Origin of the sequence: Streptomyces torulosus, from assembly GCF_001419765.1 — a bacterium.
GTDB lineage: Bacteria > Actinomycetota > Actinomycetes > Streptomycetales > Streptomycetaceae > Streptomyces > Streptomyces torulosus.
Window position 1 is genome coordinate 1 of the sequence record NZ_LIRK01000484.1, and the last position, 20,211, is coordinate 20,211.

Consider the following 20,211-nt stretch of genomic DNA (forward strand, 5'->3'; position numbering starts at 1 on the left):
CGGCCCGAGGGGACGGGCCGCTCGGGGCGTTCGACGGCGTCGATCGTGGCGTCGGCGTAGTCGTTGAGAGCCATGCCGGCCCAGTAGAGGCAGACGGATGATCCCATGACTCCCAGCGTCGGCGCGCTGAGCGGGCGTCCTGCGGCTGCGGCCCCCGCGAGGATGTCACCCGGCACGCTCAACGCGGCCGGTGCACGTACGAGTTGAGCGAGATCCGCGAGGCGCACGACAGGCCGCGAGCCGGAGCGGACATCCCATCTCCGATCTTTCATGGCGGCAACTTACCCCTGCCACTTGAACATTCATGTGGAGAAAATGTGAAGACCTTTGTCGTTCTGTGACTTGATACTGCCTACCGGTGAACGCATCTGTGTGCTATTGACCGTCAGAGTCCTGACGAAGCCTCCGCCACACCGCCTTGGCCGCGTTGTGCCCCGACATTCCGTGCACTCCGGGGCCCGGCGGGGTGGCCGACGAGCAGATGAACACGGCCGGATGGGGGGTGCGGTACGGCTGGAGCGTGAGCTTGGGACGGAGCAGCAGCTGCAGGCCGGAGGCGGCGCCGCAGGCGATGTCACCGCCGACGTAGTTGGCGTTGTGCGCGGCGAGTTCGGGCGGGCCGGCGGTGGCGCGGGCGAGGATCAGGTCGCGGAACCCCGGTGCGAAGCGCTCCAGTTGGCGCTCCACGGCGTCGGTCAAGTCTCCGGTCCAGCCGTTCGGCACATGGCCGTACGCCCAGAAGACGTGCTTGCCCTCGGGGGCACGGGTGGGGTCGACGAGGCTGGGCTGCACGGTGATCAGGAACGGCCGGTCGGGGGCGTGGCCGTGCCGGGCGGCGGCGTCCAGGGCGGTGCTGATCTCCGCCTTGCTCGCCCCGACCTGGACCGTGCCGGCGGCGCGCGCCTCCTCGGCGGTCCAGGGCACGGGACCGTCCAGCGCGTAGTCGACCTTGAAGACGCTCGCGCCGTACCGGTACGACTCGTAGAAGCTTCCGAAGCCGGCGATCCGGGCCAGGGCGGTGGGCGAGGTGTCGAAGACGTAGGCGCGCGCGGGCGGTAGATCGTCGAGGCGTTTGACCTCGTAGTCGGTGTGGACGGTGCCGCCGAGGTCCTTGAGGTAGGCGGTGAGCGCGTCCGAGACGGCCTGGGAGCCGCCGCGGGCGACGGGCCAGCCGGCGGCGTGCGCGGCCAGCGCGAAGACCAGGCCCACGGCGCCGGTGGCGAGGCCGCCGAGCGGGGCGATGACATGCGCGACCAGCCCGGAGAACAGCGCCTTGGCCTTCTCGTCCTTGAAGCGGCGCATCAGCCAGGTGGAGGGGGGCAGTCCGGCGAGGCCGAAGCGGGCGAGGGTGACCGGGTCACGGGGCAGCGCCGACAGCGGCAGCGACATGAAGTCCCGCACCAGGGTGTCCCACTTGGGCAGGAACGGCTCGATCAGTCTGCGGTACGCGCCCGCGTCCCGCGGCCCGAACGAGGCGGCCGTCTCCCCCACCGAGCGGGACAGCACCGCCGCCGAGCCGTCCAGGAAAGGGTGCGCCATGGGCAGCCCGGCGTGCAGCCACTCCAGGCCGTAGCGGGCGAGCGGCATCCCGTTGAACGCGGGCGAGTTGACGCCCAGGGGGTGGGCCGCCGAGCAGGGGTCGTGCCGGAAGCCGGGCAGGGTCAGCTCGGCGGTACGGGCACCACCGCCGACCGTGTCCTTCGCTTCGAACACCGCCACGGAGAAGCCGCGGCGGGCCAGCTCCACGGCGGCCGTCAGGCCGTTCGGCCCCGCCCCCACCACCACCGCGTCGAGCATCGCCGGCACGTTCGGACCCCTTCGTCAGCCGATGGTCATCGAGCGCCGCGAACGGGTTTCCGCCCGGCGGCGAACCTGCGCTCAGGATATGCCCGACCACCGACAGCCACGGCATGGGTAGGCTGCGCCGCATGACGCGCCGGTTCCGCTGCACCGACCCCGAGCAGGATCTCCAGCACTGGTTCGAGGTGGGGGACGACGGGCGGGTACTGCGGCAGGCGACCTTCGACAGCCGGCGGGAACTGCCCCCGCTGCCCGAATGGCTCACGAAGCGCCCGGACGAGACGTCCGGTGCCGCGTCGGTCGCCGCCTCGCGGGCGTACCTGACCGCGACACGCGAGGAACACGGCCCGCTCGCCGGTCAGCTCTACGAGGCCGTGTACGGCGTCCTCGTCGAGGGGCCCGTCGAGGAGCCGCCGGAGGCGGTGCCCGTCACGGAGGAGGGGTTCGAGCAGGCGTGGAGGGCCGCCCTACGGGACCGGCACTTCAGCCGTTACGACACGGGGCCGCTCCCCCAGGGCGCCCGGCTCACGGGCACGGTGTCCGCACTGCCCTGGGGGCCGGGGCTGACCGGCATGGTCGTGGACATCGGGCGGCCCGTGGGAGCCTTCGTGGATGTGCTCCACCTTCCCCGGGAGGCCGAGGACTGGCCTGCGGTCGGCACCGTGACCGAGTTCGAGGTCGTCACCATCCGCTTCTACCTGGAACCCGGCACATGCCCGGGACTGCAGCTCAGGCTCCGGCCGACAGCAACCCCCGCACCCGGCGAGCCGTGGCCGAGTCCCGTGCCGCGGTGAACGGCAGGGCGTTGCCGCCGGTGATCCGGAAGGGCTCGTCCGCGAGGGTCAGATGGGCGCCGCCGGACTCCTCGACGAGGAGGAGGCCCGCCGCGTGGTCCCAGGCCGCCTCCCAGGAGAACGCGACCGCGTCCAACCGCCCTCGGGCGATGGCGAGATACTCCAGCCCCGCCGACCCGCACGGGCGTGGGGCGACGCCCTCCGTCCACAGACCGAGCAGCGCCGCCTTCTGCTCCTCCGTGGTGTAGTCCGGGTGGGAGGTGGCCACGTCGAGGTCACGGCCGGGCTCGGGTGAACCGGCGTGCAGCGGCTCGCCGTCCAGCGTGGCCCCCCGGCCCCGTATCGCCACGGCGAGCCGGTCGAGCGCGGGCGCGTACGTCCAGGAGGCGCGCACCTCGCCGTCCAGGGCGAGGGCGACGAGCGTGCAGAAGCCGGGCTCGCCGTGCACGAACTGCCGGGTGCCGTCGACCGGGTCGACGATCCAGACCGGCGCGTCGCCGTGGATCGCCTCGTAGGACGCGGGGTTGGCGTGGACCGCCTCCTCGCCGACCACGACGGAGCCGGGCAGCAGCGCGGGCAGCGCCTCCGTGAGATACAGCTCGGCCTTGCGGTCGGCGTCGGTGACGAGGTCGTGGGGGCCGTTCTTCTGGTCGACCTCGTGCTCGGCGAGCTGCCGCCAGCGCGGCATGATCTCGGCGGCCGCCGCCTTGCGGATCGCTTCTTCGACGTCGGAGGCGTGCCGGGCGAGAAACTCGTCGATGGTTTCGCTGTCTTCGATCATGCCTCCATCACAGCACGCACCACTGACAATCCCCACCGGGAGGGTGCACTCCGCATGGAATCACCATGAACAGCGGGTCCGCCGCGGCCGGGCGGCGGCTCCCGCTCAGCGCCCGACCGCGTACCCCTGCATGCCCCGCGGGTTGGCCGCCGCCGAGAGCACGCCGGTCGCGGGGTCGCGCGCGACCGCGCAGAGGCGGCCCTCGGACCACGGTTCGCCGACGGTGACGTCATGGCCGCGGCGGCGGAGCTCCGCGACGACCTCCGCGGGCATGCGGGACTCGACGGTGACGCTGCCGGGGCGCATGCCGCGCGGGTAGAAGGAGCCGGGGAAGCCGTCGTTGTGCCAGTTCGGGGCGTCGATGGCGCCCTGGAGGTCGAGGCCGCCCCGGACCGGTGGGCGCAGGGCGACGCCGAGGAAGAAGTGGAGCTGCCACTGGTCCTGCTGGTCTCCGCCGGGCGTGCCGAACGCCATCACGGGCACCCCGTCGCGCAGCGCCAGCGAAGGGGTGAGCGTGGTGCGGGGCCGGCGGCCGGGGGTGAGCGAGTTCGGCAGCCCCTCGTCCAGCCAGGTCATCTGCAGCCGGGTGCCGAGCGGGAAACCCAGCTCGGGCACGACGGGGTTGGACTGGAGCCAGCCCCCGCTGGGCGTGGCCGCGACCATGTTGCCCCAGCGGTCGACGACGTCCAGATGGCAGGTGTCGCCCCGCGTGCTCCCGTCCGCCCCGACCTCGGGCTCCCCCGGCACCGGGGAAAGGGGGCTCTTGGCGACCGTGGGTTCACCGGTGCCCGCGCGGGCGCCGCCGACCGTGGGCTCCCCGGCCCCCAACGGGTTGAAGCCGGGTGGGTCGGTGGCCACCACGCGCGCGTGGGCACTCAGTCGGGGGGTGCGTCCTCCGGGGCTGCCGGGCCGCAGGTCGTACGAGGCCGTGTCGCCGATGAGGGCCCGCCGCTCGGCGTTGTACGCGTCGGACAGCAGCTCGGTCAGCGGCACCGGCGCCGCGTCGCCGTACCAGGCCTCGCGGTCCGCCATGGCGAGCTTGCAGCCCTCGATCAGCAGGTGCACGTAGTCCGCCGACCCGTACGCGGGCAGTTCGTCCGGCAGCAGGGCGAGTTGCTGGAGGAGCACCGGGCCCTGGCTCCAGGGGCGGGCCTTGCACAGGGTCCAGCCGTTCCAGTCGTAGGTCGCCGGGGACTCGTAGGAGGCGGACCAGGCGGCCAGGTCGGCCGCGGTGAGGGTGCCGGTGTGCCGTTCGCCGCTGGTGTCCAGGGTGGGCCGCCCGGCCTGCCGTACCAGGGCCTCGGCGATGAAGCCCGCACGCCACACTTCCCGTGCCGCCTCGATACGGGCCTCGCGGTCGCCCGCTCCCTCGACCTCGGCGAGCAGCCGCCGCCAGGTCGCGGCCAGGGCGGGGTTGCGGAACAACTCGCCGGGGCGGGGCGCCCGGCCGCCGGGCAGGTAGACCTCCGCCGACGACACCCACTCCTTCTCGAAGAGGTCGCGCACCGACTCGACGGTCGCGCCGACGTTGTCCACGGGCGCGTGCCCGTCCTCCGCGTACCCGACGGCGTACTTCAGGACGTCGGCGAGGTCCTTGGTGCCGTAGTCGCGCAGCAGGAGCATCCACGCGTCGAACGCGCCGGGCACGGCTGCCGCCAGGGGCCCCGTGCCGGGGACGAGGTCCAGTCCGAGTCCCCGGTAGTGCTCGATCGTCGCCCCGGCGGGCGCCACGCCCTGTCCGCACAGGACCCGGACCTCGCCGTCCGCCGTCGCCAGGACGAGGGGGACCTCCCCGGCGGGCCCGTTGAGGTGCGGCTCGACGACGTGCAGGACGAACCCGGCGGCGACGGCGGCGTCGTAGGCGTTGCCGCCGTCCTCCAGGACGGCCATCGCGGACTGCGACGCGAGCCAGTGCGTGGAGGACACCATGCCGAAGGTCCCCTGGAGCGTCGGTCGAGTGGTGAACACGGGCGGACTCCTCACAGCGCGACGATCGTCCGCCGATCGTACGCAGCGCCCTCAGTCACCCTCGGACGCGCGGTGACACGGGCCGCCCGCAGCTCACGCGCGCCGCCCCACGGTCAGCACATGCCCGCTCGTGCCCAGCAGCGACGGCTCCGACTCGATACGCCGGGTCGCCGCCAGAACGGCCTCCCGCCGCTCGGGGTCGTCCAGCCACGCGTCCACGTCACCCATCAGCCAGGCGACGCCCTCCACGCCGTACTGGCCCTCGCAGACCAGCCCTGCCGCGTCGAACTCGCCCGGCACCTCGGCCGGATCGGCGAAGTAGGCGGTGGTGAAGTCGGGGTCGTCCGCCGAGGCCAGGTGGCGCCCGTCCGCCGCGACGGCGTCGGTGCGCTCCCGGCGCTCCGGGCGGAAGTAGTTCCCCTGCCGAAGTGTGTCGTTGAGCCCCGCGTACCGGTTGATCGTGGCCGCGACCACCACACCACCGGGCCGGACGGCACGACGGGACTCCGCCAGCGCCCGTACCCGCTCCGGGCGTTCGGGCAGGTGGTAGAGCGGCCCGAGGAGGAGGACGACGTCGTACGCGGCGTCCTCGGCGGGCAGCGCGCGGGCGTCCCCGAGCCGGGCGGTCACACCGGGCAGCAGGCCCGACCGTTCGACGTGCATCGGTACGGGGTCGACCACTGCGACCTCGTGGCCGTCCCCCGCCAGCCATGCCGCGTGGACGCCCGTGCCGCCACCGACATCGAGCACGCGCGCGGGGGTGTCGGGCAGGAACCGCCGGAGGAGCTCCTGGGTGCGCCAGAACTCCAGTCGTCCGGCGCCTTCGGCGAGGCGGGTGTTCTCGCCGCCCCGCTCGTAGTAGGCGAGGATCTCCTCGCGCAGGGAAGGGGTTCCGGAGGCTGGGGAAGGTAACCGGGTCATCCGTCAAGGGTGCTGATCGCCGCGGAGGCGGTGCAACCGGTTAAGAGCCCTGCGGGGCCTTCGTCCAGGCACCGGTGCCGAGTCGGCCGGTGGTGCCGAGGTCGATGCCGCCGTCGGGGGCGAGTACCTGTGCGGGTCGGCCCTTCGCGGTGGCGACGCGCAGGTAGGGGGCGTTGACGGCGGGGACGTCCGCCTCGGTGACGGTGTTGCGCCAGACCAGCGAGGTGGTCGCGGACTCGCCCGGCTTCAGCGTCACCTCGTGCGGGCCCGGGTCGGGCACACCCGTGGTGATCTCGCCCGGGCCGCGCAGGACGCGCACGTCGACGGGTTCGCGGTCCTCGTCGAGCACCTGGACCGAGGGATAGCCGTTCACGGTGTACGGCTCGGTGCCGCAGTTGGTCAGCGTCACCGTCATCGCGCGCAGTCCCATCGCGGCCTCCACGAGACCCGGCAGCATCCGCGCACCGGAGGACGGGCAGGCGTCCGTGGGGTCCGCCGACGGTGCCTCGGTGGGCCGCACGTCCAGGCCCGAGGGCAGTCCCTCGGGCAGTTCGTCGGCGTGCACGCCACCCGGCCGTTCGGTTCCCGCGGACGAGGCCGGCGTCGAGGGGAGGTCGCGGTCGGGGTTCACCTCGCGCTCGATCTCCTCCCCGAGTCCGCAGCCGCCGACAGCCAGGATCAGCGCGGCGGCCAGGGCCACACGGGAGGCGGTGCGGCGGGGTATCGGGATCATGGATCCGATCCTGACACGCGCTCCCTGCGGAAGGTGGGACTCCGGAAAGTCGCCGTACGACTGAACGGTGAGGGCCGGTCACCACGTATACACAGAGCGAGGTCGCACTTTCGCCCCACAGGCAGTCGTGTGACACTGACGTACCCCACCGACCGGCGGTACCGCCGCCACGACCCCGAGAAGTGCGCTGTGCGTGATCTCCCTCTGCCGCTCGCCCTCACCGTGCGTCTGCTTCCGGTCGCCGTACTCGCCACGGCAGGCTGGGCGTTGTCGTCCGGTTCGTCGGACACGAGCCCGGCGGGGAAGGAGTCCGCGCCGGAGACCGCGTCCGGGCCCATCTCCACCTCCGAGTCCGCGCCGGCCACGTCCGCCGCGACGAAGACCTACGCGAAGGCGCCCTCACCCTGCGGCGCCATCGCGGCGAAATCGGTCAAATCCCTTGTTCCGGGCGCCAAGACGGCCGGCAAGGAAATAGCGTCGACCGACGAGTCCGTGCGCCGCACCTGCTCCTGGAACGCCCTCAAGGGTTACGACTACCGCTGGTTGGACATCTCGTACGAGATTCACCAAACGGACGCGAAGGCCGAAACCACCTACAAGGATCGGTTGTCGCAGAAGAGCGGCGGCGGCGCGGTGCCCGGTCTCGGTGACGCGGCCTACTCCGTCGTGAACCTCACCACCGAGGACAAGCAGCAGACCCGCGAGGGTGTGGTGTACGCGCGCGTGGCCAACGCCCTGGTGGTCGTCACCTACAACGGCAGCGACTTCGAGTCGCAGAAGGCGCCCGGCACCGAGGAGATCAACAAGGGTGCCATCAAGGCGGCGAAGGAGGCGGTGGCCGCGCTGGAGGGCACCCGGTAGGGGCACGTCTCCGGCGCGGGCCACCGCCACCGTGGTCAGGGCCTTCGGCTCAGACGGTCGCTCTCGCCTTCTCCCGCTCCCCCGCCATCAGCGCCACGTACACCAGGATCGAGGCGGCGAGGCCCACCGCCCAGCCGTAGTCGGCGAGCGGCTTGAGGAACGGGATGAGGCCGTCCTGCGGGAACGGCCCCGAGGAGACCCCTTCCGCGTTCACGGACGAGTAGGAGCCGCCGACCGCGAGGACGCCACCCACCAGGAACGCGGCGATGGCCCGCCAGTTCCAGCCGGCGGAGTACCAGTAGCGGCCGCCCGCCGTGTACAGGTCCGCGAGGTGCAGGACCGTACGGCGGATGATCCAGTAGTCGGCGATGAGGATGCCCGCGACCGTGCCGAGCAGTCCGCCGACCACGCCGAGCCACGTGAAGATGTAGAACTCGGGCGTGGAGATGAGCTTCCACGGGAAGATCAGGATGCCGAGGACGCCGGTGATCAGGGCGCCCGTACGGAAGTTGATGAGCTTCGGCGCGAGGTTCGCGAGGTCGTACGCCGGTGAGACCACGTTCGCCGCGATGTTCACGGAGATCGTCGCGATCAGCACGGTGATCAGGGCGAAGAGCAGACCGAAGGTGTTGTCGGCCTTGGCGGCGAGGGTGACCGGGTCCCAGATGGCCTCGCCGTAGACGGCCTCGGAGCCGGAGGTGACGAGGACGGCGAGGATCGCGAAGAGCGTCATCGTCGTCGGCAACCCGAGGGACTGGCCCCAGGTCTGCGCCTTCTGGCTGGCGCCGAAGCGGGTGAAGTCGGGGATGTTCAAGGAGAGGGTGGCCCAGAAGCCGATCATGCCCATGAGGGAGGGGAAGAAGACCGGCCAGAAGTCGGCGCCCCAGCCCAGCTTGGACGGCTGGTCCAGCAGCGCGCCGAATCCGTCCGCCTTGACCGCGATCCAGATCAGCAGCACGAAGGCGCCGACGATCACGAAGGGCGCGGCCCAGTTCTCGAAGTGCCGCAGGAAGTCCATGCCCCGGTAGATGATCGCGATCTGCAGCGCCCAGAAGAGGATGAAGCAGAGCCACAGCGGCCAGGGGTTGCCGGCGATCTTCCCCGCGGTCTCCCACTGACCGCCGGTGAGCTTGGAGCCGAGGGCGAAGATGCCGCTGCCCCCGATCCAGGTCTGGATGCCGAACCAGCCGCAGGCCACGGCCGCCCGGATCATGGCCGGTATGTTCGCCCCGCGCAGACCGAACGAGGCGCGGGCGAGCACCGGGAACGGGATGCCGTACTTGGGTCCGGCGTGCCCGGTGGCCAGCATCGGCAGCAGCACGATGACGTTGGCCAGGGCGATGGTGAAGACGGCCTGCTTCCAGTCCATGCCGAGGGCGACCAGGCCGGAGGCCAGGGTCCAGCTGGGGATGCAGTGGGCCATGGAGATCCACAGCGCCGCGAAGTTGTACGTCGTCCACTTGCGTTCGGAGACGGGTACGGGACGCAGGTCCTCGTTGGCGAAGGGACTGTCGGCGGGGAAGGCCCCGGGGGCCAGTTCGATCCGGCCGGACGAGTCGACGGACTGGGCCATCGGCGACCCCGGGGGAACTGTTTCGGTCATGGGCAGGCCAATCAAGGAGGCGGGACGGGAGAGAAAGGCCGTGCGGGCCTTGGGCCCCTCCCCGGGGGAGCGGGGAGGGAGTCAAGGTGTGGGGGGTCGTGATGGAGTGGAGCGTTCCGGATTGTGGCAGGAGCCGGCCCGGGAAGGAATCCCTGGTCAGCCGGTGATCTCGGGGATGACCGTGGAGCCGTACACGTCGATCACCCGCTCCTGCGCGTCGTGCATGTCGTACACGGCGAACTGGTCGACGCCCAGGTCCCGCAGCGCGTTCAGCTTCGCGATGTGCATCTCGGGGGTGCCGATGACGCAGAACCGGTCGACGATCTCGTCGGGGACGAACGCCGTGTCGGGGTTGTCGGCCCGTCCGTGGTGGGAGTAGTCGTACCCCTCGCGGGCCTTGATGTAGTCCGTGAGTTCCTCCGGTACGGCCGCTGAGTGCTCGCCGTACTTGGAGACCAGGTCGGCGACGTGGTTGCCGACCATGCCGCCGAACCAGCGGCACTGCTCACGGGCGTGGGCGAGCGCCTCCGGCGAGTCGTCCTCGGTGATGTACGCGGGGGCGGCCACGCAGATCTTCACCTCGGACGGGTCGCGCCCGACGGCGACGGCCGCGTCCTTGACCGCCTTGACCATGTACTCGGTGAGGTACAGGTCGGAGAGCTGGAGGATGAAGCCGTCGGCCTCCTCCCCCGTCATCTTCAGGGCCTTGGGACCGTACGCGGCCATCCAGACCGGGAGTTCGGCGTCCTCCTTGATCCAGGGGAAGCGGATCACGGTGCCGCCGAGGTCGGCCTCTCCCCCGCTGCCCAGCGTACGGATGACCTTCATGGCTTCGCTGATCCGGGCCAGCGTGTTGGGCTTGCGGCCCGCGACACGCATCGCGGAGTCGCCGCGGCCGATGCCGCAGACGGTGCGGTTGCCGAACATGTCGTTCAGCGTGGCGAAGGTGGAGGCGGTCACCTCCCAGGTACGGGTCCCCGGGTTGGTGACCATCGGGCCGACCTTCAACGTGCTGGTCCGGGACAGGATCTGGCTGTAGATGACGAACGGCTCCTGCCACAGCACGGCGGAGTCGAAGGTCCAGCCGTAGGTGAAGCCGTTGTCCTCGGCGCGCTTCATCAGCTCGATGACACGCGAGGCCGGCGGGTCGGTCTGCAGGACGAGTCCGAAGTCCATCTGCTCCGCTCCTAGTTGAGGTACTGACAGGTGGAGCGGGGGGTGTAGACGCCGTGCCCGGCGTGACCGGTGTACTCCCGCTCGGTGATGACGAGTTCGCCGCGCGAGAGGACCGTCTCGACCCGGCCGGTGGTGCGCTTGCCCTCGTACGCCGAGTAGTCGACGTTCATGTGGTGGGTCTCGGCGGACATGACCTGCTCGGCGTGCGGGTCGTAGATGACGATGTCCGCGTCGGCTCCAGGCGCGATCGTGCCCTTCTTGGGGTACATGCCGAACATACGGGCCGGGGTCGCGCAGGCGATCTCGATCCAGCGGCGGCGCGAGATGTGCCCGTCGACGACGGCCTGGTGCAGCAGGTCCATCCGGTTCTCGACGCCCGGCAGACCGTTGGGGATCTTGGAGAAGTCGCCGCGGCCCAGTTCCTTCTGCCCGACGAAGCAGAACGGGCAGTGGTCGGTGGAGACCACCTGGAGGTCGTTGGTGCGCAGGCCCTGCCACAGCTTGGCCTGGTGCTCCCTGGGCCGGAGCGGGGTGGAGCACACGTACTTGGCGCCCTCGAAGTCCGGCTCGGCGAGGTTGTCCGTGGACAGGAACAGATACTGCGGGCAGGTCTCGCCGAAGACGTTGAGTCCCTCGTCACGTGCCTTGGCCAGCTCGGCGACCGCCTCCATCGCCGAGACGTGCACGACGTACAGGGGCGCGCCGGCCACCTGGGCGAGCTTGATGGCCCGGTGGGTGGCCTCCGCTTCGAGGAGCGACTTGCGGACCTCGCCGTGGTAGCGGGGGTCGGTCTCGCCGCGCGCCAGCGCCTGCTCGACCAGGACGTCGATGGCGATGCCGTTCTCCGCGTGCATCATGATCAGGCCGCCGTTGTCGGCGGAACGCTGCATGGCGCGCAGGATCTGGCCGTCGTCGCTGTAGAAGACGCCCGGGTAGGCCATGAACTGCTTGAAGGAGGTGACGCCCTCCTCCACCAGCAGGTCCATCTCCTTGAGCGTCTCCTGGTTCACATCGGAGACGATCATGTGGAAGCCGTAGTCGATGGCGCAGTTGCCCTCCGCCTTCGCGTGCCAGGCGTCGAGGCCCTCGCGGAGGGTGTGGCCCACGCTCTGCACCGCGAAGTCGACGATGGTCGTGGTCCCGCCCCAGGCGGCGGCCCGGGTGCCCGTCTCGAAGGTGTCCGAGGCGAACGTGCCGCCGAAGGGCAGCTCCATGTGGGTGTGGGCGTCGACGCCGCCCGGGATGACGTACTTGCCGGTGGCGTCGAGGGTGCGGTCGGCGGTCCAGGCGTCGGCAGTGGAAGTGCCTGCGGCGGCGAGGGCGGCGACTCGACCGTCCTCGATCAGCACGTCGGCGTGGATCTCGTCCGAGGCTGTGATGACGAGACCGCCGCGGATGACTGTACGGCCGCTCATTCGGTCACGCTCCGTTCGGTTTGTCGGGAAAGTGCCGGTCGTTCGTGGCTGGTCGCGCCCACGCGGCGGAAGCCGCATATCAGGCACTGCCCCGCGCCCCTGGAAGGCCCCTGCGGGGCCCCAAGGGCGCGGGGAGGCGTCGCTACGGCGCCGTCAGCGGGCCGTACGCGTCCGGGCGGCGGTCGCGGAAGAACTGCCAGCGGTCGCGGACCTCGCGGAGCTTGGCGAGGTCGAGGTCGCGGACGACCAGTTCCGTCTCCTTGTCGCTCGCCACCTCGCCGACGAACTGGGCCTCCGGGTCGACGAAGTAGGACGTGCCGTAGAAGTCGTTGTCGCCGAGGTCCTCGACGCCGACCCGGTTGATCGCGCCGATGAAGTACTCGTTGGCGACGGCCGACGCCGGCTGCTCCAGCTGCCAGAGGTAGCGGGACAGACCGCGCGAGGTGGCCGACGGGTTGAAGACGATCTCCGCTCCGCCGAGGCCCAACGCCCGCCAGCCCTCCGGGAAGTGACGGTCGTAGCAGATGTAGACGCCGATCTTCCCGACCGCCGTGTCGAAGACGGGCCAGCCGGCGTTGCCGGGGCGGAAGTAGAACTTCTCCCAGAAGCCGGGCACCTGCGGGATGTGGTGCTTGCGGTACTTGCCGAGGTACTTGCCGTCCGCGTCGATCACGGCGGCCGTGTTGTAGAGGACGCCCGGCTGCTCCTCCTCGTACATCGGCAGCACCAGGACGAGGTTCAGCTCCTTGGCGAGCGCCTGGAAGCGCTTGACGATGGGGCCGTCGGGGATGGCTTCCGCGTACTCGTAGAACGCCTTGTCCTGGACCTGGCAGAAGTAGGGGCCGTAGAACAGTTCCTGGAAGCACATGACCTGGGCGCCCTGTGCCGCCGCGTCGCGGGCCGCCTGCTCGTGGACCTGGATCATCGATTCCTTGTCGCCGGTCCAGGCCGTCTGGAAGATGGCTGCGCGGATGACTCTGCTCATCGGGACCTCCGGTCACTCGGTGTGAAGCGAGACTAGGAAGCCCGGAGATCGGGTTTGAGTTGCACGGTGTCACGTCTGGAGCCGCTTGGCGTTCCACCGTGTCACCTCTTCGTGGACGCATGTTTCACCGCCGTTTTCCCAGGTCCCGGCATGTTTCAGCCCTGTTGCGCGTCATGCGCGAGGAGGGCGATGTGCACGGACGCGGCCTGCTCGAAGTCGTCGAGGTCGACGCCCAGCCGGGCCTCTATGGCTTCGAGACGGCGGTACAGGGCGGGTCGGCTGACGTGGTGCAGCTGGGCGGTGTGCGACTTGTTGCGCCCGGTGGCGAGATAGGTCCGCAGGACCGGCAGCAGATCCTGCTCGGCGTGGCGGTCGCCGCACAGCAGCCCGTCCAGCTCCCGCTCGGCGAAGGCCTGGACGTGCGGGTCGTCCCGCAGCAGCCGGATCAGGCCCCGCAGATGGACGTCGCGCAGCCGTACGACGGCGGGCAGGTCGAGCCCGGTCGCCGACTGGGCGACGGCGTCGGCCACGTGCCGCGCCTCGCGCAGGCCCGCCGGGACCTCCTCCCAGGTGATGCGCGGCTCGGCCGCCGCCACGACCGTCCGGCGCACCCCGGACTCCGAGCGCAGCCGGGTCGCGAAGTGCGCGGTGAGCGCCTGCGCGTCCTGGTCCCGGGCGAGGCTCAGCAGGACGGCCGTCGCGCCCTCGGCGAGTTCGGCGACGAGGCCGGAGAGCCCCAGCATCCGCAGCACCCGGTCGAGCCCGGCCGGGTCGCCGTCGCGTACGACGAGCGGCACGAACGTCCGGCGGTTGACGGGCAGCCCGGCGGCCCGTGCCCTGGGCAGCAGTTGCCGGGCCGGTACGACACCGGAGACCAGGTCGGTCAGCAGGCTCTGCGCGGACTGCTCCTCCCAGCTGTGCGCGGTGCCGCCGAGCATGCGGTGCAGGACGAGCGCCTCGGCGGCCCGGTCGGCGAGGAGCCGGCCGGTGGCGGTGTCGCCGCGGTAGCCGCACAGCACGATGCGGCCCCAGCGCTCGCCGCGTCCGCCCAGTTCGGCGCGGATCCAGCCGTCGCCCTCGGTGCCGCCCGCCTGTCGTGAGATGCGCTCCCAGTCGCGCAGCACGTCGTCGACGGCGGGCCGCTCCCCCGCCGTGGCGAGGACGCGGTGGGCGAGGTTGGTGACGACGAGCGGACAGCCCGCGTGCTGGGCGATCTCGTCGAGCAGCCGTTGCAGCGGGGCGCCGGCCGTGATGAGGCCGGTCAGCGCGGTCCGTACGGACTCGGAGAGGCTCACCGCCGCGAACTTCCGCCGGACGAGCCGGGACTGGACCTCCTCCGTCAGCTCGGCGAAGGGGAACGGCCGGTGCAGCACCACCATGGGCAGTCCGCACCGCTCCGCCGCCCGGCGCATCACGTCGGGCGGCGTCGGGAAGGCGCGGCCGAGGCCGAGGACGACCGCCGCGGCCTCCGCCCGGTGCAGGGAGCGGATGTACTCGGCCTGCGCCTCCTCGTCGCCGGCGAGGAGGACCCCGGTGGTGAGGACCATCTCGCCCCCGGTGAGCATGACGCCCACGTCGGGGGCCTCGGCCACATGCACCCAGCGGACGGGCCGGTCGAGCTGGCCGGCCCCGGCCACCACCTCGGGCTCTCCGGCGAGGACCCGGTCCAGGGTGAGGACCTGGCGTACCGACAGGGCGGGTTCCAGGGCGGTGGTCATGGGGCGTTCCTCAGATCTGCTCCGGTGGTGCTAGCGAATGCTCCTCAGAGCACGTTCGAGGGCGTCGGCGCCCTCCTCCGCCTCGGCGACGGTGAGGGAGAGCGGGGGCGCGATGCGCAGGGCGCTGGTGTTGTGGCCGCCGCCCTTGCCGATCAGCAGGCCCTCCCGGCGGGCGGCTTCGAGGACGGCGGCGGCCGCGTCCGGGTTGGCCTCCTCGGTGCCCGGCTTCACCAGCTCGACACCGATCATCAGGCCCCGGCCGCGGACCTCCTTCACCTCCGGGACCTGTGCCGTGATCGCGCGGAGCCGCTCGATGAGCAGCCCGCCGACGCGGCGCGCGTTGCCCTGGAGGTCGTGCTCGACCAGGTAGTTGAGGTTGGCGAGGCCGGCGGCCATGGTGATCTGGGTGCCGCCGAAGGTGGAGATGGAGTTGCTGTCGAGGCAGTTCATGACCTCGGAGCGGGCGACGACTCCGCCGATGGACATGCCGTTGCCGATGCCCTTGGCGAAGGTCAGGATGTCGGGCGGCCCGTTCTGCCCGTGTGCCTGCCAGCCCCAGAAGTTGTCGCCGGTGCGGCCCCAGCCGGTCTGCACCTCGTCGGCGATCCACAGCACGCCGTGCCGCTGGAGCACCTCGCGGAAGGCCGCGTACAGGCCGTCCGGTGGTGAGGTGAAGCCGCCGACGCCCTGGATCGGCTCGGCGATCAGCGCGGCGGGCGGCCGCACATGGCCGAGGAGGTCCTCCAGGTCGGCGACACAGGCCGCGATGAAGTCGGCGTCACCGAGGTCGGCGTAGGGGCCTCGGGTGCGGACGCCGCCGTGCACGTACAGCGTCTGGAGCGGGGACAGCGACGTCGGTGACCAGCCCTTGTTGCCGGTGATGCCGACCGCGCTGAAGGAGCGGCCGTGGTAGCTGTTGCGCATGGCCAGGATCTGGTTGCTCCGCCGGTACGTCGTCGCCAGCAGCAGCGCGGTGTCGTTGGCCTCGGTGCCGGAGGTGGTGAAGAAGACCCGGGCGTCGGGGATGCCGGACATCTGGGCGATGCGTTCGGCCAGTTCCACCATCGGCCGGTTGAGGTAGAGCGTGGAGGAGTGGATGATCCGCCCGGCCTGCTCGCTCACCGCTTTGGTGACCTCGGGCAGCGCGTGCGCCGTCATCGTGGTGAGGATGCCGCCGAAGAAGTCGAGGTACTTGGTGCCGGCGGCGTCCCACACATGGCGGCCCTCGCCGTGGGTGATCTCCAGCGGGTCCGCGTAGTAGAGCGCGAGCCAGTCGGGCAGCACGGCCTTGTGGCGGCCGAGCAGTTCGTCGGTCACGGCTGCACCACTCCTTTCACTGCGGTACGGGTGGGGCGTGTCAGGGCTGTACGTGCCCACGTCAGGGCTGTACGAGTCCTTCGTACGCGTCCGGCCTGCGGTCCCGGTAGAACGCCCACTGCGTGCGTACGTGCTCGATCAGGTCGAAGTCCAGGTCCCGTACGACGAGTTCCTCGTCCTGGTCGCTCGCGGTGTCGCCGACGAACTGGCCGCGCGGGTCGACGAAGTACGAGGTGCCGTAGAAGTCGTTGTCGCCGTACTCCTCCACGCCGACGCGGTTGATCGCGGCGACGAAGTACTCGTTGGCGACGGCCGCCGCGGGCTGTTCGAGCCGCCACAGATGGGAGGAGAGGCCCCGGTGCGTGGCGGAGGGGTTGTAGACGAGCTGGGCGCCGTTCAGGCCGAGCTGGCGCCAGCCCTCCGGGAAGTGGCGGTCGTAGCAGATGTAGACGCCGACCTTGCCGACGGCGGTGTCGAAGACCGGCCAGCCGAGGTTCCCGGGCTTGAAGTAGTACTTCTCCCAGAAGCCCTTGACCTGGGGGATGTGGTGCTTGCGGTACTTGCCGAGGTAGGTGCCGTCGGAGTCGATCACGGCGGCGGTGTTGTAGTAGAAGCCGGACTGCTCGACCTCGAAGACCGGGACGACGATCACCATGCCGGTCTCGCGGGCCAGCTCCCGCATCCGCGTGACGGTCGGCCCGTCGGGCACGGGTTCCGCCCAGGCGTAGTGCTCCGGCTCCTGCACCTGGCAGAAGTACGGCGCGTTGAAGACCTCCTGGAAGCCGATCACCTTGGCGCCCTGCCGGGCCGCCTCGCGGGCGTGCTCGACGTGCTTGGCGACCATGGATTCCGTGTCGCCGGTCCAGGTCGCCTGGACGAGGGCGGCGCGTACGACGTTGGCCATGTCAGCTGCTCCTTCGACCGGGAAGTCAGAGAGCCTCTACGCCCGTAGAAACAGGCCGTAGAGGCTTGAAAGTAAGCCTCGCCGACGGGCTGGGCAAGACCATCGCCGTTAACCGGCCGAGTCGATCACGTTTCGCACTCCAGTGGGTGATCCTCCGCGTCCGCGGCCGGTCGGGCCGCCGCGGCCCCCGGTGGACGTCAGGCGAGTCCGGCGACGCGCAGGGCGTGCGCCACGTCCCGGTGGCGGTCCTCCGACACGGCACGGGCCGCTTCCACGACCATACGGGTCAGCCGCTGCGGGTGCGCCTCCGCGACGCGCGCCGCCTCCTCGGGCGTACGGACGCGTACATACGCGTCGAGCAGCGCACGCGCCTGCCGCTCACGCCCCTCCTCGGTGAGGCCGAGCACCGCCTCGCCGATCTCCTCGGCGGGCCGCGCGACGCCCTGCCGCAGCATCTGCTCCCCGTCGGTGCCGCGCCCCACGGCGTTCAGGGCGTCGACGACGGCGACCAGCCGGTCCATGGGCAGCGAGGCGGCCTCCCACAGCAGGGTCGCCCAGTCGGCGCCCAGTCCTGCCCGGTGCATGTCAGCCGCGAGCAGCGGGAAACGGGCGGCGGGCCAGTGGGCGACCTCCACCAGCAGGGCGTGCGCCTCCCCGCTGCGCCCTTCCTTGCGCAGCCGCAGCAGCCGCTCGACGGTCCCTGCGACCTCCCGCCGCGCCTCGTCGTCCAGGGCCTGCCGGGCCGGACGCTCCGTCCGCTGCGGCGGCGCGGCCTCCTCGGCGACCCCGGCGTAGCGAGCGCCCCGGCGGGCACGCGCCTTGGGCGCGGCCGCCTGCGCGGGCGCGCTCTCGGGCACGACGACGGGCACCTCCTCCTCCACGGCACCGGCGAAGCGGGCCCCACCACGGGGACGCCGCTTGGCCCGCTTCTTGGACGTCGCCGTCTCGGCCTCCGGTGCGGCGGCCTCGGGCGCGGGGGCTTGGGGGTCGTGCGCGCCCGCGTGGGCGGTGCGGGCGTCATGCACGCCCAAATGGGCCGTGAGAACGTCGTGCGCGCCCGCGTGGGCCGTGCGGTCATACGCGACCTCATGGCCCTGGTCCTGGTCCTGGGCCTCGCGGCCGACCGTGTGGGCGTCGTACCCGACGCCGGGGGCCGCGTAGGGGTCGTGCGCATGGCGGTCGTCCGTCCGGTCCGCCGGTATGCCGTCGCGCGGGCCTGCCGGGGCCGTGCCCTCCGGGCCCGCGTACGTGCGGCCGGTCGGGCCGCCGGGTGTCGCGGCCTGCGGCCCGCGCCCTTCCGCCTCCGGTGTCCGGGAGACGTCGCCGGCGGGGTTGTCCGGGAAGCGCGTCGCGCCCCGCACAGGCAGGTGCGGGGCGCGACGGTCGAGGTTCTCCATCCGGGCGCGCAGTTCGGCGCAGCGGGCGGTGGCCCGTTCGTGGTCGTCGTGGGCCCATGCCAGGTCGAGACGGAGGGACTCGGCCTCCTCCCGGCTGGTGGCGGTACGGAGCCGGCGGTTGAATTCGGCGGTGCGCTCGGCGGCGTAGCGCTGCTCACGGAGCATGACGTCGAACCGGTCGCCGAGGGCGTCCCGGCCGCCGGGCCGGGCGTCGTACGCGGCGAGCGAGGCGCTGTGCAGGACGCGGGCCCGCTCGGTCTCCTGGGCGGCGGCCGCGGGACCGTACGCGGTGTGCAGGTCGTGCATGAGTGCTTCGACGACGTCCCACGGCGGGACCTCCAGGCCGTCGAGGCAGGCGCGCATGCCGTCCGGGTCGCGCCGCCAGAAGACGGCGCACCAACCGCCGCCCTGGTCCAGCTTCGTCATCAGCTTGTTCAGGTAACCCGCGAACTCCCGAACCTCGCCCGGGAGTTGATCCACAGCCATCGCATGCTCCCCGGCAGACTGGAGTGCCCCGGTCCGCCAGAAAACACCAACCGTGTTACAGGAAGGCTACGCGGAGTTTTCGGACCGGACGCAGTGTGCTGTGCGCGCCCGCCCGGCGGCTGTGCGTAAGGGATTCAGGCCACGCGACGACGGGCTCCGGCCAGGTGCCCGTACGGAGGGGCCCCTCGGCCGGCTCAGGCCACCGCCGCCGGCGTCGCGGCCTCCACCGGTGCGCAGCGCCCGGCGAGTTCGTCCATGGAGAGGCCGAGTGTGCGGGCCAGGGCGGCGATCGTGAAGAAGGCCGGGGTGGGGGCGCGGCCGGTCTCGATCTTGCGGAGCGTCTCCGCGGAGATGCCCGCGCCGGCGGCGATCTCCGCCATGCTGCGACCGTCGCGGGCCTCCCGCAGCAACCGGCCGAGCCGCTCGCCGCGTTCGCGCTCTTCGGGGGTCAGAGGGGTGCGCACCATGCGCCCATTCTAATACCGACCCCCGCCAGGGAACCGGTATTAGAATTGGATGTCGACCGGTATAGTAATTGGCATGGTGGAACTGAAGACGGACGCGTCCATCGACGCGATGTACGAGGCCGGGCAGGTCGTGGGGCGTGCGCTCAGCGCGGTGCGGAAGGCCGCCGACGTGGGCGTGTCTCTGCTCGAACTGGACGAGGTGGCGCGCGAGGTGCTGCGCGAGGCCGGCGCCACGTCGCCGTTCCTCGGCTACCGGCCCTCGTTCGCGCCGACCCCGTTCCCGGCGGTGATCTGCGCCTCGGTGAACGACGCGATCGTGCACGGCATCCCGACCTCCTACCGGCTCCGGGACGGCGACCTCGTCTCCATCGACTGCGGCGCCCACCTGGGCGGCTGGGCCGGTGACTCGGCCATCAGCTTCGTCGTGGGCGAGCCGCGCCCGGCCGACCTGCGGCTGATCGAGACCGCGGAGCGGGCACTGGAGGCGGGCATCGAGGCCGCCGTCGTCGGCAATCGCGTCGGCGACATCGCCCACGCCATCGGCTCGGTGTGCCGTGCCGCCGGGTACGGCGTCCCCGACGGCTTCGGCGGCCATGGCATCGGCCGCCACATGCACGAGGACCCGTCCGTCCCGAACGAGGGCCGGCCGGGGCGGGGGCTGCCGCTGCGGCACGGCCTGGTGCTCGCGATCGAGCCGATGCTGACCGGCGGCGGCAAGGACGGGTACCACGCGGCCCCGGACGGCTGGACCCTACGCACGGACGACGGTTCCCGCGCGGCCCACGTGGAACACACGGTGGCCGTCACGGACGGAGGCCCCCGGGTGCTGACCGCTCGGTAGAGCGCCACGGGCCCACCGATAAGACGCCGGGTGCGGGTGGGTGG

General features: G+C 71.7%; 18 protein-coding genes. 3 read left to right on the top strand and 15 right to left on the bottom strand.

All coding sequences use genetic code 11. The annotated features are described in order from the left end of the window. On the bottom strand, positions 1 to 272 hold a 272-nt coding region (locus tag AOK23_RS50500; protein ID WP_240496635.1), incomplete at its 3' end, for a UbiA family prenyltransferase. A gap of 103 nt (positions 273 to 375) precedes the next feature. Beyond that, the gene (locus AOK23_RS30430; protein WP_055715807.1) at positions 376 to 1,797 is read right to left on the bottom strand and encodes a phytoene desaturase family protein; all 1,422 of its coding nucleotides are present in this window, start codon (positions 1,795 to 1,797) and stop codon (positions 376 to 378) included. 131 nt (positions 1,798 to 1,928) lie between these two features. On the opposite strand from AOK23_RS30430, the gene AOK23_RS30435 reads away from it, so the two are divergent. Next, a complete protein-coding gene (locus AOK23_RS30435) occupies positions 1,929 to 2,594 on the top strand; it encodes a hypothetical protein (RefSeq protein ID WP_157878200.1) in 666 nt (221 codons plus the stop codon). On the opposite strand, the gene AOK23_RS30440 is transcribed toward AOK23_RS30435, so the two are convergent. From AOK23_RS30440 to AOK23_RS30455, 4 genes are all read right to left on the bottom strand, one after another. Beyond that, the gene (locus tag AOK23_RS30440) at positions 2,530 to 3,375 is read right to left on the bottom strand and encodes an inositol monophosphatase family protein (protein ID WP_055715795.1); all 846 of its coding nucleotides are present in this window, start codon (positions 3,373 to 3,375) and stop codon (positions 2,530 to 2,532) included. The genes AOK23_RS30435 and AOK23_RS30440 overlap by 65 nt on opposite strands. A gap of 105 nt (positions 3,376 to 3,480) precedes the next feature. Then, positions 3,481 to 5,343 (bottom strand): gamma-glutamyltransferase family protein, encoded by a 1,863-nt coding sequence (locus AOK23_RS30445; protein ID WP_055715796.1) that lies wholly within the window; start codon positions 5,341 to 5,343, stop codon positions 3,481 to 3,483. A 93-nt stretch (positions 5,344 to 5,436) separates the two neighbouring features. Continuing rightward, entirely contained in the window at positions 5,437 to 6,264 is an 828-nt protein-coding gene (locus AOK23_RS30450; protein WP_055715797.1) for a class I SAM-dependent methyltransferase, read from the bottom strand. 40 nt (positions 6,265 to 6,304) lie between these two features. After that, positions 6,305 to 6,997, bottom strand: coding sequence for a DUF4232 domain-containing protein (locus tag AOK23_RS30455; RefSeq protein WP_240496636.1), 693 nt, complete (start codon positions 6,995 to 6,997; stop codon positions 6,305 to 6,307). Between the two features lie 189 nt (positions 6,998 to 7,186). On the opposite strand from AOK23_RS30455, the gene AOK23_RS30460 reads away from it, so the two are divergent. Next, positions 7,187 to 7,858 (top strand): hypothetical protein, encoded by a 672-nt coding sequence (locus AOK23_RS30460; protein WP_055715809.1) that lies wholly within the window; start codon positions 7,187 to 7,189, stop codon positions 7,856 to 7,858. A 49-nt stretch (positions 7,859 to 7,907) separates the two neighbouring features. On the opposite strand, the gene AOK23_RS30465 is transcribed toward AOK23_RS30460, so the two are convergent. The 9 genes from AOK23_RS30465 to AOK23_RS30505 all read right to left on the bottom strand — a co-directional run bounded on the left by AOK23_RS30465 (position 7,908) and on the right by AOK23_RS30505 (position 19,326). Then, positions 7,908 to 9,461, bottom strand: coding sequence for an NCS1 family nucleobase:cation symporter-1 (locus AOK23_RS30465; protein ID WP_055715798.1), 1,554 nt, complete (start codon positions 9,459 to 9,461; stop codon positions 7,908 to 7,910). A gap of 156 nt (positions 9,462 to 9,617) precedes the next feature. Continuing rightward, complete coding sequence (locus tag AOK23_RS30470; protein ID WP_055715799.1) at positions 9,618 to 10,637, bottom strand: TIGR03842 family LLM class F420-dependent oxidoreductase; 1,020 nt, start codon at positions 10,635 to 10,637, stop codon at positions 9,618 to 9,620. A gap of 11 nt (positions 10,638 to 10,648) precedes the next feature. Beyond that, entirely contained in the window at positions 10,649 to 12,052 is a 1,404-nt protein-coding gene (gene hydA, locus AOK23_RS30475) for a dihydropyrimidinase (protein WP_055715800.1), read from the bottom strand. A gap of 142 nt (positions 12,053 to 12,194) precedes the next feature. After that, entirely contained in the window at positions 12,195 to 13,037 is an 843-nt protein-coding gene (locus AOK23_RS30480) for a nitrilase-related carbon-nitrogen hydrolase (protein WP_055715801.1), read from the bottom strand. A 155-nt stretch (positions 13,038 to 13,192) separates the two neighbouring features. Further along, complete coding sequence (locus AOK23_RS30485; protein ID WP_055715802.1) at positions 13,193 to 14,755, bottom strand: PucR family transcriptional regulator; 1,563 nt, start codon at positions 14,753 to 14,755, stop codon at positions 13,193 to 13,195. A 30-nt stretch (positions 14,756 to 14,785) separates the two neighbouring features. Then, positions 14,786 to 16,072: an aspartate aminotransferase family protein gene (locus AOK23_RS30490; protein ID WP_055715803.1), complete on the bottom strand. Its 1,287-nt coding sequence runs from the start codon at positions 16,070 to 16,072 to the stop codon at positions 14,786 to 14,788. A gap of 61 nt (positions 16,073 to 16,133) precedes the next feature. Then, complete coding sequence (locus tag AOK23_RS30495) at positions 16,134 to 16,976, bottom strand: nitrilase-related carbon-nitrogen hydrolase (RefSeq protein ID WP_055513637.1); 843 nt, start codon at positions 16,974 to 16,976, stop codon at positions 16,134 to 16,136. Between the two features lie 197 nt (positions 16,977 to 17,173). Beyond that, complete coding sequence (locus tag AOK23_RS30500) at positions 17,174 to 18,859, bottom strand: hypothetical protein (RefSeq protein ID WP_055715804.1); 1,686 nt, start codon at positions 18,857 to 18,859, stop codon at positions 17,174 to 17,176. Between the two features lie 194 nt (positions 18,860 to 19,053). Then, positions 19,054 to 19,326, bottom strand: a complete 273-nt coding sequence (locus tag AOK23_RS30505; RefSeq protein WP_055715805.1) for a helix-turn-helix domain-containing protein — start codon at positions 19,324 to 19,326, stop codon at positions 19,054 to 19,056. A 73-nt stretch (positions 19,327 to 19,399) separates the two neighbouring features. On the opposite strand from AOK23_RS30505, the gene map reads away from it, so the two are divergent. Next, entirely contained in the window at positions 19,400 to 20,167 is a 768-nt protein-coding gene (map, locus tag AOK23_RS30510) for a type I methionyl aminopeptidase (RefSeq protein ID WP_055715806.1), read from the top strand. The last annotated feature ends 44 nt before the right edge of the window (positions 20,168 to 20,211 follow it).

Excerpts from the sequence above, each read along its gene's own strand:
- AOK23_RS30495 (WP_055513637.1), bottom strand. The coding sequence starts at position 16,976 with ATGGCCAACGTCGTACGCGCCGCCCTCGTCCAGGCGACCTGGACCGGC.
- AOK23_RS30465 (WP_055715798.1), bottom strand. The coding sequence starts at position 9,461 with ATGACCGAAACAGTTCCCCCGGGGTCGCCGATGGCCCAGTCCGTCGAC.
- AOK23_RS30485 (WP_055715802.1), bottom strand. The coding sequence starts at position 14,755 with ATGACCACCGCCCTGGAACCCGCCCTGTCGGTACGCCAGGTCCTCACC.
- AOK23_RS30440 (WP_055715795.1), bottom strand. The coding sequence starts at position 3,375 with ATGATCGAAGACAGCGAAACCATCGACGAGTTTCTCGCCCGGCACGCC.
- AOK23_RS30435 (WP_157878200.1), top strand. The coding sequence starts at position 1,929 with ATGACGCGCCGGTTCCGCTGCACCGACCCCGAGCAGGATCTCCAGCAC.
- AOK23_RS30505 (WP_055715805.1), bottom strand. The coding sequence starts at position 19,326 with ATGGTGCGCACCCCTCTGACCCCCGAAGAGCGCGAACGCGGCGAGCGG.
- AOK23_RS30450 (WP_055715797.1), bottom strand. The coding sequence starts at position 6,264 with ATGACCCGGTTACCTTCCCCAGCCTCCGGAACCCCTTCCCTGCGCGAG.
- hydA (WP_055715800.1), bottom strand. The coding sequence starts at position 12,052 with ATGAGCGGCCGTACAGTCATCCGCGGCGGTCTCGTCATCACAGCCTCG.
- AOK23_RS30500 (WP_055715804.1), bottom strand. The coding sequence starts at position 18,859 with ATGGCTGTGGATCAACTCCCGGGCGAGGTTCGGGAGTTCGCGGGTTAC.
- AOK23_RS30480 (WP_055715801.1), bottom strand. The coding sequence starts at position 13,037 with ATGAGCAGAGTCATCCGCGCAGCCATCTTCCAGACGGCCTGGACCGGC.
- AOK23_RS30470 (WP_055715799.1), bottom strand. The coding sequence starts at position 10,637 with ATGGACTTCGGACTCGTCCTGCAGACCGACCCGCCGGCCTCGCGTGTC.
- AOK23_RS30455 (WP_240496636.1), bottom strand. The coding sequence starts at position 6,997 with ATGATCCCGATACCCCGCCGCACCGCCTCCCGTGTGGCCCTGGCCGCC.
- AOK23_RS30430 (WP_055715807.1), bottom strand. The coding sequence starts at position 1,797 with ATGCTCGACGCGGTGGTGGTGGGGGCGGGGCCGAACGGCCTGACGGCC.
- map (WP_055715806.1), top strand. The coding sequence starts at position 19,400 with ATGGTGGAACTGAAGACGGACGCGTCCATCGACGCGATGTACGAGGCC.